Below are 10,024 nucleotides of genomic sequence, written 5' to 3' on the forward strand. Positions count from 1 at the left end.
AGCAGGTACACAGTTGTTTTCAAAAGTGAATGCACGGGCTTTTGATACGGCTTTTATCGGATGGAATAATGATTCTGCGGATCCTCATACAATGGCTTCACGTCTTGTTTATAATCCAGATAATCGGCTTGAGGCAAAAAATACAGCCTATCCTAGTTGGCAGCATGGGTATTTTGATGCCAAAATGAATAAAAAAGTTGAAGAGGCGTTGTTTCAAAAAGATCCGCAAAAACGGGCACAAATATATGCTGATTTACAACGTGAACTTATGCAAAAAGGACCTTATGCGTTTATCTATCAGAAATATACTGTTATTGCGATGACGCCTGATGTCAAAAAGTGGGTTTGGAATAGTGCGCCACATATTTTTTATAGTAAAATTGAAAAATAAGAGTGTCTTCAATGCTGTTCAATAGATAAAGGGCATCGTCATGATATATTCGGCGTATTGTATAAATTTTCAAGTTTTGCAATGCGTCGAAGATCATAGGTAATGCGTGATATATTGTTGAATGTCTTTTCAAGACATTCGTTTAAAGATATTTTTCATTCTCATTAGAGGTGTATTTAAGTGGATGTTAAGATCGATATTTCAATTTCTCTGAATTAGAAAGTGGTCAATTTATTTGTTAAAAAACTGAGTATAACATAAAGAAACTAAGTGTAACAAATATCGCGGAATTTAGTGGTGCTAAAGGTGCAAAGGTTTTGCTGTGTTGAAGGAAAGTTTTGTTATGGGTGGGTACACAAGGGATATCAGTTTTTTATAGTGTTCATATTTTCTTTTTCTTTGAAAGATGATGAGATGTCATTTGGAGGGTGTTATTTTACGGGGAGTGATGAAAAAATTAAATTTTCTTTTGAAGAAGGAATAAAAGTCGTTGCACTTGGCAAACTGACAAATTTTCCTATTTTATCAAATCGTCAAATTATTATGAAGGCTCTTTGTTATTAAGGTACTTGAGCCAAAAGGGGTAGTGCTTTGATGGTATAGAACACGCCGGAAGAAATACGAGACAAGCTTGCTTAACAAGATAGAAAAAATACAGGTTTTATAGTTTTCAATAGTAGGCGTTATGATATCGTGAATAAGCTCTGTTGTTGGTGAGCGTTCATTGTATATCAGAGTGTTTTCCTTTGTATGTTTTAGTTTGGCTTATAAGTGTAGACAGGAGGAGTCATTGACAAGAGGTGCTTGTTCTTGAAGGTTTTAAAGTTTGATCTTTAGGAGCCTATTGTTCGTCTAAACTTAATTATTAAGCACGTTTTGTTGCATGGGGAATTTATACAATAAACGTTAAAAGGAAAATTCTATGAACGTGAAAGGTTCTATGAACGTGAAAAGAAAAATATTGAAAAAGGGCGGTTCTTTTGTTTCTGCTGTTCTTGCAATGGGGATGTTTGTGCAACAAGTTTCAGCAAAAACACCTGCCGATACGCTTGTGATGGCTTGGAATCTCGATCCAATAAGTACATTTGACCCTGCACAACTCAATGACCGTTATGGAATTGAATTGGTTAACAATATTTGTGATAATTTAGTCGTTTCTGCTACAGATGATGCTACTAAAATGGTTCCCTCGTTAGCGAAGAGTTGGGATGTTTCAAGTGATGATCAGAGTACGGTGATTACTTTTCATTTGCGTGATGGTTTGAAGTTCAACGATGGTCGTCCTGCGAATGCCAATGATCTTGTTTGGGGTATGAAGCGGGTTGTCAAATTGAAATTGTCTAATGCGGCAACATTTAATGAATATGGGATTACAGAACAAAACGTTGATGAGGCTTTTCAAGCACCGGATGACAAATCGGTGGTGATGAAATTTGATAAACCTTATCCAGCAGAGCTCATTCTTAGCAATATTTCCACTAATCGCACTGCTGCCTTGCTGGATCGTGAGACACTCATGAAAAACGAACAAGATGGTGATATGGGAAACCGGTATTTGGCAAGTCATTCTGCTTGTGTTGGTCCTTATCAGCTAGAGAGTTGGCGTCCTGGAGAAGGGATTTTGTTGCGTGCAAGCTCCAATTATTGGGGGGAGGCGCCTAAATTAAAGAAGATTTTAATTCGCCATGTTGCGGAACCTGGAACGCAACGTTTATTATTGGAAAAACACGATATCGATGTTGCACGTAATCTGATGCCAGAGGATTTGGCAGATCTTCAAGCAACAACGGATATTAAAGTTGAAAAAGTGTTGGCGCCCTCCATGATCATATGGGGGTTTAATACGACGAACCCTATTTTTGCCAATGAAAAAGTGCGTTTAGCGATGCGCTATCTTATTGACTATGAAGGACTCGGTAAGACTCTTCTCAAAGATGTTGGTATTCCACGTGCAAGTTTTATTCCTCTTGGTAATCTTGGGGCTTTGGATGAAAAAGAAGGACAACCCTTTAAACTTGATCTCCCAAAAGCAAAGCAACTTTTAACAGAGGCAGGTTATCCTGATGGTTTTGAGGCCAGTATTTTTGCCGGTGCCTCTCCTTATCCTTTTGCTTTGCCTATTGCTCAGTCTCTCCAAGACAATGCAAAAAAGGTGGGGGTACGTTTTAAAATTGAACGTTTCGTAGGCACGCAGTTATTTTCAAAATTTTATGCGCGTGGTTTTGATACGATTTTTTTCGGATGGAATAATGGCTCTGCGGATCCCCATACAATGGCTTCACGTCTTATTTACAATCCTGATAATCGGTTTGAGGCTAAAAATACAGGCTATGCGAGTTGGTGCCATGGGTATTTGGATGAAACTATGAATCAAAAGGTTCAAGATGCGTTGTTTCAAAAAGATCCAAAAAAACGGTCGCAAATGTATGCTGATTTGCAACGTGAATTTATGCAGAAAGGACCTTATGCTTTTATCTATCAGACGTATCACACGATAGCGATGACACCTGATGTTAAAAAATGGGTTTGGAATAGTGCACCACGTATTTTTTATAGTGCAATTGAAAAATAAGAAGGATCAGGTTTATAAAATATAAAAAACATGATCATGATATATTTGATGTATTGCAAAGCTCTTTAACACTTTGCAATACGTTGAATTTTATCGGGAATGGATTTCTATGTTGTGTAGAGAATTTTATTTCAAAACATTCTATTGGGAAGAAAGGTTATTTATCTCGATAAATTCTACGTGTATAGATATTAATATTTTATATTTCAATTTATGTGTATAAAAAAGTAATAAATTTGTTTGTTGCAAAAGACAGGTGTAACGAATAAAGCAAAATTTAGTGTTTCTGAAAAAATGGGGGACTTTAAAATGTTTTAGTGAAAAAACTATTTTATGCAGATACGTGGGGAAACATCACGCTACTCTTCTTATACCTCAGTACACTCCTTATGACTTAAAATATGATAATCTATAGGTTCGAAGCTGTTATTTGATACGGAGTTATAATAAAGTTCGAATTTTCTTCTGAAAAAGGGTGAAAGTGGTTACTAAAAAATTTATTCAGAATCATCAAAATATTAAATTGTCTTGAGGTTTTTGAAGCAATTAGAGTAGCGCTTTGATGATACTTTTTAGAAAATAGCAAGAAGAAACTTGAAGAAGAAATCTTTTTGATGAAGCAAAGAAGAATTTTGGCCTGATATGCTCTGAATTGTAAGTGCCGTGATGTCGCGTGCTATCGTGCGTGATAGCTTTATTTTAATCAGATCGTTTTGCGTTGCATATGTTCATTTGTCCTATACGTGTTCGGGGGGATGAGCTTTTGAAAAGTGGTTGCTGCTCTTGGAAGTTTTGATGTTTTACCTCTAGGAGGCGTGTTTTCTAAGCATGATCTTATCATTTTTGCATGTTGTCACATGGGGAAGTTATATAATAACCTTAAATCTTAAAAGGAAAATTCTATGAACGTGAAAAGAAAAATATTGAAAAATGGCAGTTCTTTTGTTTCTGCTGTTCTTGCAATGGGGATGTTTGTGCAACAAGTTTCAGCGAAAACACCTGCTGATACGCTTGTGATGGCTTGGAATCTTGATACAATAAGTACATTTGATCCCGCACAAATCAATGATCGTTATGGTAATGAAGTTCTTGTCAATGTTTGTGATAATTTAGTCGTTTCTGCTACAGATGATGCTGCTAAAATGGTTCCTTCGTTAGCAAAGAGTTGGGATGTTTCAAGTGATGATCAGAGTACTGTGATTACTTTTCATTTGCGTGATGGTTTGAAGTTCAACGATGGTCGTCCTGCGAATGCTAATGATCTGATTTGGAGCATGAAGCGGGTTGTTCAATTGAAGATGGCTACTGCGGCGACATTTAATGAATATGGGATTACAGAACAAAACGTTGATGAGGCTTTTCAAGCACCGGATGACAAAACGGTGGTGATGAAATTTGATAAACCTTATCCAGCAGAGCTTATTCTTAGCCATTTTGCCACTAGTCGTACTCTTGCTTTGCTTGATCGTGAGACACTCATGAAACACGAAAAAAATGGTGATATGGGAAACCGGTATTTGGCAAGTCATTCTGCTTGTGTTGGTCCTTATCAGCTAGAGAGTTGGCGTCCTGGAGAAGGGATTTTGTTGCGTGCAAGCTCCAATTATTGGGGGGAGGCGCCTAAATTGAAGAAGATTTTAATTCGCCATGTTGCGGAACCTGGAACACAACGTTTATTGTTGCAAAAACACGATATCGATGTTGCACGTAATCTGATGCCAGAGGATTTGGCAGATCTCCAAGCAACAACGGATATTAAAGTTGAAAGAGTGTTAGAGCCATCCGTGATCATATGGGGGTTCAATGTGACAAATCCAATTTTTGCCAATGAAAAAGTACGTTTAGCGATGCGCTATCTTATTGACTATGAAGGACTCGGTAAGACTCTTCTCAAAGATGTTGGTATTCCACGTGCAAGTTTTATTCCTCTTGGTAATCTTGGGGCTTTGGATGAAAAAGAAGGACAACCCTTTAAACTTGATCTCCCAAAAGCAAAGCAACTTTTAACAGAGGCAGGTTATCCGGATGGTTTTGAGGCCAGTATTTTTGCTGGTGCCTCTCCTTATCCTTTTGCTTTGCCTATTGCTCAGTCCCTCCAAGACAATGCAAAAAAGGTGGGGGTGCGTTTTAAAATTGAACGTTTCGTAGGCACGCAGTTATTTTCAAAACTATCTGCACGTACTTTTGATACGATTTTTTTCGGATGGAATAATGATTCTGCGGATCCCCATACAATGGCTTCACGTCTTATTTACAATCCTGATAATCGGTTTGAGGCTAAAAATACAGGCTATGCGAGTTGGTGCCATGGGTATTTGGATGAAACTATGAATCAAAAGGTTCAAGATGCGTTGTTTCAAAAAGATCCAAAAAAACGGTCGCAAATGTATGCTGATTTGCAACGTGAATTTATGCAGAAAGGACCTTATGCTTTTATCTATCAGACGTATCACACGATAGCGATGACACCTGATGTTAAAAAATGGGTTTGGAATAGTGCACCACGTATTTTTTATAGTGCAATTGAAAAATAAGAAGGATCAGGTTTATAAAATATAAAAAACATGATCATGATATATTTGATGTATTGCAAAGCTCTTTAACACTTTGCAATACGTTGAATTTTATCTGGAATGGATTTCTATGTTGTGTAGAGAATTTTATTTCAGGAATTCTTATAAAAGATGTGTTTGTGTGAATGTTAAGATTGAATATTTAAACTTCTATTGATACAATTTTCGAATGAAATAATGACTCTAGATATCCCCATAAAACGGCTTCAAGTTTTTTTACAACCCTGATAATCGATTTGAAATTAAAAATATAAACTACTCTAGCCGGTGTTATGGGTATTTTGATGAAGCTATAAATCAAAAGTTTAAAGATGTGTTGTTTCAAAAAGATTCACAGAAACGGGCGTAAAGAATTGAAAAATGGTAAGTTTGTTTAGTGAAAAAACAGGTGTAACAAATGTGGCAGAATTCACTGTTTCCGAAATAGCAGGGGCCCTAAAGCGTGTTGTTGAAGAAAAGTTTGGTTATGTACGGGTACGTGGGGAGATATCAGGTTACCGTGGTACTCATGCTTCGGGACATGCTTATTTTGCTTTAAAAGATGATAAGGCACGGTTGGAAGCTGTTATTTGGCGTGGAATGATGGAAAAGCTCAAATTTCCTCCTGAAGAAGGGATGGAAGTGATTGCTGTTGGTAAACTTACGACGTATCCAGGATCATCGAAATATCAAATTGTCATTGAGGCTCTTGAACCAACAGGGATTGGTGCTTTGATGACACTCCTTGAAAATCGTAAGAAAAAGTTTTTAGAAGAAGGCTTGTTTGATGAAGCTAAGAAAAAAACTTTGCCTTATATGCCTCGAACTATAGGCGTTGTAACATCACCAACAGGTGCTGTTATTCGTGATATTATTCACCGTATATCCGATCGTTTTCCGTTGCATATTTTGGTTTGGCCTGTACGTGTTCAGGGGGAAACAAGTGGGAAAGAAGTGGCTGTTGCTGTTGAAGGTTTTAATGCGTTGCCTTTAGGAGGAGTTGTTCCTAAGCCTGATCTTATTATTGTTGCACGGGGAGGGGGAAGTTTAGAAGATTTGTGGGGGTTTAATGACGAAGCTGTTGTTCGTGCTGTTTATGAATCTTCTCTTCCTGTTATTTCTGCTGTTGGGCATGAAACGGACTGGACCTTGATTGATTATGTGGCTGATTGGCGTGCTCCAACTCCCACCGCCGCAGCAGAACGGGCTGTTCCTGTTAAGCTTGATCTTGAGGTGCTGGTGGCATCGCTTGCTGCACGTTTGCGCAAGGGACTAGCGCGTTATTTGGATTTTTATCGACAAAAATTGCGAGCTACTCTACGAGCTCTTCCGACTGCCGATCAACTTTTTGCTCTACCACGGCGTGGTTTGGATGAAACTTCAAGTCGATTGCAGCGTGCTCTTTGTGTGAGCTACGATAAAAAACGTTTTTCTTTTCATGCACTTGGTGTGCGTCTTTCACCGCGTTTGTTAAATAGTGAAAAAGCACAACGCAATACAAAGGAATATACGGCACGTCTTCAGCGTGCTTTTGTGCGTAGTGTGGAAAAACAACGTGCTGGGTTAGAGGTAGTATCTAGGCTTTTAAAAAGCACTTCATATCAGAATATTTTGGAGCGCGGTTTTGTTTTGGCTTTGGGGAAAGAGAATAAGCCCATTAAACGCTTGGCTCAGTTTCCAGAAACGGGGCACATAAATTTACGTTTTTTTGATGGAGATATCAGTGTTGCAACACAAGAGCCTATTTCCGCTAAACGTTCAAAACACAAGCAAATAAAGTCGCCTAGCGATGATCAAGGAATGCTCTTTTAATACGGGGGTTAATGCCATGCTTGCGGAAGGTCTTCTTAAGGGAGTGGATGGAAAAGTTCGTTGCGCATGGGCTGGAACGGATCCACTTTATTGTGCTTATCATGATACCGAATGGGGAAAGCCTATTTTTGAGGATATTCGTTTGTTTGAGAAAATTTGTCTTGAAGGTTTCCAAGCGGGACTTTCTTGGTTTACAATTTTAAAAAAACGCTTTTTTTTTCGCATTGCATTTGATCACTTTGACTTTGAAAAGATTGCTCATTATGATGAGCTAAAGGTGCAAATGTTAATGCAGAATAAAGACATTGTTCGCCATCAAGGAAAAATTCAATCAGTGCTTAATAACGCATTGAGAGCACAAGAAATTATAACAGAGTGGGGAAGTTTGTCCCACTATTTTTGGTCTTTTCAGCCACCACCATCAGAGCGTTATGAAAAAATAGATTTCCAAACACTGTTGGCTAACCCTATGACACCTGCTTCTCTTCGTCTTTCTCAAGACTTGAAGAAACGTGGCTGGACATTCGTTGGTCCCACAATTTGTTATGCTTTTATGCAGTCCGTAGGGATTGTTAATGATCATCTTGAAGGATGTTTTTGTCGATAAATTGGCAAACTTTCTTTTGTAAGAGTAATGATCAATAGGATAATAATTGAATTATTTAATAAATGTATAGATTATACAATTTCACTGTATAAGATAATTGAAATATACAAACTATACAATATTAATGATTTTCTACTGTTGTTGGCACTAAAAACGATAAAGGTATAATTTTGAGGATGAAAAAACAGACGCCAAAAGGAGTGATACCTTAACTGTTATGTATCTGAAGTGAGATAATGGTAATATCTTGTATGTTTTAAAGAAACATTTAGTACACCAAAACCCATTTCGCGGTGGCGCCTGTGAATGGTACAACGGTAAATCCATTGAGCACCTCCATCTTTACGCTTATGAAGGAGCAAATCGGCACCATCACACACTTTACTAGCTCTCAATGTTGTGCAACAGTCTTTGGCATTTGTAATGGTTGAGAAGAGTTTTTTTTATTTCTGTTAATGACATGACCGTTATAATTAATGAATATTTTATTCATGCTTATTGACGAATGCAAAGTGGTTTTTAGATGGGGTGCTGTTGTTGCATTGTTTTACTTTGCTTGTATGACTGTCGGTTTATTTATATGTAGGTCGATTGCTCAATGCTTACCTAGGTAATAAAAATAAAATACAGCGATGAAAAATTGAAGTTAAATGACTCAAGCTGCTTGTGTTGGGTTTTATTATCTGATAGCTTTCCTCTATTAGTAGAGTGATCTTGCCGCGTGTGCGCTCCAATTTTTTGGAAGATGATTAAGCTCATGCAGGCTTGTATCCACTACATTGCTTCGTTGAATCTCTGTATGTTTCCGCTGGAAACGAGAGTTCTGTTGCTGTATGTTGTTTTATGCTCTATTTTTATAGTGGCAAAGCAATGATGCACACTAAAGTTTAGAAGGGTTTATATTCGTTATGTCTTTAGGGGGGAAGCGTCTAATGAATTTTGTTTTTATCAATGGGGGAATGCATTTTAGTGTGTATTCTTTTATTGTAAGCTTTATTTCTCAAAAGATAAAGCGTGGAAGGAATGATTCTTCTCATTTTTCTTTTATCTTTGTTAACGCGTTTGGTTTTGTTGGTAAAAACGTAAAACTTTTGACACTTATTTTTCAAAAGATTAAGCAGCTTTTTGTGGGGGATGGCGTTTTAGAAAAGATATTTTCTTATGTCTTTCTGCTATTCCAGTGTCGTTTTTGTCATGTAGTAAAGATGCGCCGCATCTTGAAACTGAGTGTTTGAGGGGGATAACTATTTTTAAAGTTTGCATATTTTATTTTAAATATCGCCTAAAGGAATAGAATAATGAATTCATAAATTTTTGCGTAATGATTTTTTAAAGCTCACTATTTTTTGGGGCGATAAGGCTTATTGATGATTAATAGGGAACTGATATAGTGCATTATCATATGCAAAGAAAGGTTATGAAAAGAATGTAATACTGGTTAGTAAAACATATATTGTATGTTCGCTATGGTTTATTGAGACGTAAGTCAATGAATTTATCAAGTAGATGACTCTGTGTAGGTGATTAAAAATATAAGCGATTAGAACGTATTTATTCAATGTTATAATTATAAATTTGCTATATTATTTCAGCGTCATTAATTGATAAAAAATAAATAAAGGGAAAAGTTTATGAACTTGAAGAAAACAATATTGAAAAGTAGCAGCTCTCTTGTTGCTGCTCTTATGGCTTTGGGGGTAGTTGTACAACAGGTTTCAGCAAAAACACCGGCTAATACCCTTGTGATGGCTTGGAATCTTGATGCAATCAGTACGTTTGATCCCGCCCAAAGCAATGATGTTTATGCAAGTGAAATTATTTACAATATTTGTGATAACTTGGTGAGTACTGCGACAGATGATCCTGCTAAAATAGTTCCTGCTTTAGCAACGCATTGGGATGTTTCAGGTGATGATCACAGTACGGTGATTACTTTTCATTTGCGTGATGGTTTGAAGTTTAATGATGGCAGATCAGCCAATGCCAATGATCTTGTTTGGGGTATGAAGCGGATTGTCAAATTGAAGATGGGTAATGCGGCAATTTTTAATGAATATGGAATTGTAGAACAAAATGTTGATGATGCTTTG

7 protein-coding genes and 3 pseudogenes are annotated in these 10,024 nt (G+C 37.2%); 9 read left to right on the forward strand and 1 reads right to left on the reverse strand.

From position 1 onward, the window contains the following. The 7 genes and pseudogenes from ACFIK0_RS08445 to ACFIK0_RS08470 all read left to right on the forward strand — a co-directional run. A pseudogene (locus ACFIK0_RS08445) lies at window positions 1–391 on the forward strand (ABC transporter substrate-binding protein); the annotation flags it as partial. A gap of 414 nt (window positions 392–805) precedes the next feature. After that, on the forward strand, window positions 806–955 hold the full coding sequence (locus tag ACFIK0_RS08450) for a hypothetical protein (RefSeq protein ID WP_375663802.1): 150 nt from the start codon (window positions 806–808) through the stop codon (window positions 953–955). A gap of 376 nt (window positions 956–1,331) precedes the next feature. Continuing rightward, entirely contained in the window at window positions 1,332–2,963 is a 1,632-nt protein-coding gene (locus ACFIK0_RS08455) for an ABC transporter substrate-binding protein (protein WP_375663806.1), read from the forward strand. A 902-nt stretch (window positions 2,964–3,865) separates the two neighbouring features. Next, window positions 3,866–5,497: an ABC transporter substrate-binding protein gene (locus ACFIK0_RS08460; RefSeq protein WP_375663803.1), complete on the forward strand. Its 1,632-nt coding sequence runs from the start codon at window positions 3,866–3,868 to the stop codon at window positions 5,495–5,497. A 212-nt stretch (window positions 5,498–5,709) separates the two neighbouring features. Then, window positions 5,710–5,882, forward strand: a pseudogene (locus ACFIK0_RS09965) (ABC transporter substrate-binding protein); the annotation flags it as partial. A gap of 14 nt (window positions 5,883–5,896) precedes the next feature. After that, the gene (gene xseA, locus ACFIK0_RS08465; RefSeq protein WP_375660258.1) at window positions 5,897–7,327 is read left to right on the forward strand and encodes an exodeoxyribonuclease VII large subunit; all 1,431 of its coding nucleotides are present in this window, start codon (window positions 5,897–5,899) and stop codon (window positions 7,325–7,327) included. Further along, window positions 7,305–7,934, forward strand: a complete 630-nt coding sequence (locus ACFIK0_RS08470) for a DNA-3-methyladenine glycosylase I (RefSeq protein WP_375631719.1) — start codon at window positions 7,305–7,307, stop codon at window positions 7,932–7,934. The genes xseA and ACFIK0_RS08470 overlap by 23 nt, the downstream gene beginning before the upstream one ends. Before the next feature lie 245 nt (window positions 7,935–8,179). Here the strand turns inward: ACFIK0_RS08470 and ACFIK0_RS08475 are convergent. After that, window positions 8,180–8,359, reverse strand: a pseudogene (locus tag ACFIK0_RS08475) (integrase); the annotation flags it as partial. A gap of 507 nt (window positions 8,360–8,866) precedes the next feature. Between ACFIK0_RS08475 and ACFIK0_RS08480 the strand changes: the two are divergent. Beyond that, entirely contained in the window at window positions 8,867–9,169 is a 303-nt protein-coding gene (locus ACFIK0_RS08480) for a hypothetical protein (RefSeq protein ID WP_375663804.1), read from the forward strand. A gap of 396 nt (window positions 9,170–9,565) precedes the next feature. Continuing rightward, a partial coding sequence (locus ACFIK0_RS08485) for an ABC transporter substrate-binding protein (protein WP_375663805.1) occupies window positions 9,566–10,024 on the forward strand: 459 nt, incomplete at its 3' end.

Source organism: Bartonella sp. CL63NXGY (assembly GCF_042194905.1).
Classification (GTDB): Bacteria; Pseudomonadota; Alphaproteobacteria; order Rhizobiales; family Rhizobiaceae; genus Bartonella.

Bases quoted from the DNA above. Each gene is read 5' to 3' on its own strand.
- ACFIK0_RS08450 (WP_375663802.1), top strand. From the start codon at position 806: ATGTCATTTGGAGGGTGTTATTTTACGGGGAGTGATGAAAAAATTAAA.
- ACFIK0_RS08455 (WP_375663806.1), top strand. From the start codon at position 1,332: ATGAACGTGAAAAGAAAAATATTGAAAAAGGGCGGTTCTTTTGTTTCT.
- ACFIK0_RS08460 (WP_375663803.1), top strand. From the start codon at position 3,866: ATGAACGTGAAAAGAAAAATATTGAAAAATGGCAGTTCTTTTGTTTCT.
- xseA (WP_375660258.1), top strand. From the start codon at position 5,897: ATGGTAAGTTTGTTTAGTGAAAAAACAGGTGTAACAAATGTGGCAGAA.
- ACFIK0_RS08470 (WP_375631719.1), top strand. From the start codon at position 7,305: ATGATCAAGGAATGCTCTTTTAATACGGGGGTTAATGCCATGCTTGCG.
- ACFIK0_RS08480 (WP_375663804.1), top strand. From the start codon at position 8,867: ATGAATTTTGTTTTTATCAATGGGGGAATGCATTTTAGTGTGTATTCT.